We start from the raw sequence: 1,849 nt of genomic DNA on the forward strand, positions 1-1,849 counted from the left end.
TAAACCGGCTGCGTGAAAATCATGTCGTAGATTAACGCCGAGTTCCACGCCACTTTCTTGTGGCCCGGTCCGCTGTTGAGCCCGGCCAGCATATCGACCCATTTGTCATACTCCGGCTTCCACTGGCCGCTGTAATAAGTCTGCTGTTCATACTTCTTGATACCCGCCGCATCCAGCTTGAGTTCACGTTGATACCACTGATCCACCGAGCGCCACGGCGCGCCTTTGGCTTTCCAGTCTTCTAAACCGATGGGATTGACCAGCACCAGCTTCTGCGTTTGCTGTGGGTACATCAGCGCATAGCGCGTCGCCAGCATGCCGCCGGTCGAGTGCCCAACAATAATGACGTTGTCGATACCCAGCTGCTGCAACAGCTGATGGGTGTTCTGCGCCAGCTGCTGGAAAGTGTATTGATAGTTAGCGGGTTTGGTTGAGCTGCAGAAGCCAATCTGATCCGGCGCAATCACCCGATACCCTTTCTGGCTCAGCGCTTTGATGGTGTCGTCCCAGGTTGCGCCACAGAAGTTCTTGCCGTGCATCAGCACCACGGTTTTGCCGTTGGCCTGCTGCGTAGGTTTGACATCCATATAGCCCATACTCAGCGCTTGCTGCTGCGAGGAGAAGTTAAAGTGCTGCAGCGGGTAGGGATAGTTGAAGCCTTCCAACTGCTCGCCATACACATTGGCGGCAATCGCTGGGGCGGTACTACAGAGCGCCATTGATGCCAGAATAACGGCAAGTGACTGTTTTGGCTTGAAACAAAAATCCATAGCGCCATTCCTCAAGAGTGAAAACCTTCAGTCTGGCACGTTAATTCGCATTAAGTATTGATGAAGTGTGCCGCCAAAAAAACACGCCTTTTACTATTAAGCATCACAACGTGATGAAAAATTTGAGTTAATAATAACGCTCGTTATTACGATAAATATTCAACACCATCACAACAAGAAAACCTGTAAATTCACGAAAACCAAGACCGGTCTTGATGACAAATAACAAAATAGCTCAATAATCAGAAAACTTTACATTAATTGCAGATTGGAAAGATTAATTAAATTACACTCTGTGCGTGTTAATGGAGGATTATGATGACACAGCAAAAATACAATGAAGGGGTAATTGATTCGATAACCGAATGGATTATGGCTAACCTGGATCAACGTTTAACGATTGATGATATTGCACTGAAGTCCGGCTACTCTAAATGGTATTTGCAGAAACTCTTTGCCCGCTATCACAATGAAACGCTGGCACGCTACATCCGCAAAAAAAAATTGGTTTACTGCATCAATGACTTAAAAGATAGCAACGCGCCGATTATTAGTCTGGCGGTTAAATACCATTTCGAAAGCCAGCAATCCTTTACCCGATCGTTTAAGCATGTATTGGGCTGCACGCCGCTGTATTGCCGCAAGCGCCAGCTCGATGATGAAACCAAACAAGCAATGCGTGAAAGTAACGATCCCTGTGTGCTGTGTCGTCAAGCGGGTTTTGATGCCACAGAGCGTGCTAAAGAGATTGTTACGCCACTAGCGCGCAACGATAGATTTCTGCCCCGGCTCAGTTGTGTGATGCGTTGATAAATAACTGATCTTTTATTAACGCCTTTTAACGTCAACAGACTTATTCATTTCAATTAAATGATCTATTTCATCAATGAAAAACGGATGGTGCACCATCCGTTTTTCATTTAGTAGTTCGATTTATTCGGCGCGATTACACGCTTTTTAAAATGTGCAAGCCGATTATCTAGCGCATCGGTATAAAGCATGGTATCCACACCAACAGCAACAAAATTAGCCCCCCAACTGATGGCGCGTTCTGCCATTTCAAGATTCACTGCCAGAAA

Annotated in this window: 2 protein-coding genes and 1 pseudogene; 1 reads left to right on the plus strand and 2 read right to left on the minus strand. The window is 46.3% G+C overall.

All coding sequences use genetic code 11. The features are described from left to right. Positions 1-770 (minus strand): alpha/beta hydrolase (locus tag RTY00_RS24375; protein ID WP_312666689.1); only part of this gene is annotated, 770 nt, incomplete at its 3' end. A 318-nt stretch (positions 771-1,088) separates the two neighbouring features. Between RTY00_RS24375 and RTY00_RS24380 the strand changes: the two genes are divergently transcribed. Continuing rightward, the gene (locus RTY00_RS24380; protein ID WP_312666690.1) at positions 1,089-1,580 is read left to right on the plus strand and encodes a helix-turn-helix domain-containing protein; all 492 of its coding nucleotides are present in this window, start codon (positions 1,089-1,091) and stop codon (positions 1,578-1,580) included. 110 nt (positions 1,581-1,690) lie between these two features. On the opposite strand, the pseudogene RTY00_RS24385 reads toward RTY00_RS24380, so the two are convergent. Further along, positions 1,691-1,849 (minus strand): annotated as a pseudogene (locus tag RTY00_RS24385) (2-keto-3-deoxy-L-rhamnonate aldolase); the annotation flags it as partial.

This window comes from Pantoea sp. CTOTU49201 (genome assembly GCF_032054795.1).
Lineage (GTDB): Bacteria > Pseudomonadota > Gammaproteobacteria > Enterobacterales > Enterobacteriaceae > Pantoea > Pantoea symbiotica.

Coding starts and splice junctions, on each gene's coding strand:
- RTY00_RS24380 (WP_312666690.1), top strand. CDS start 1,089: ATGACACAGCAAAAATACAATGAAGGGGTAATTGATTCGATAACCGAA.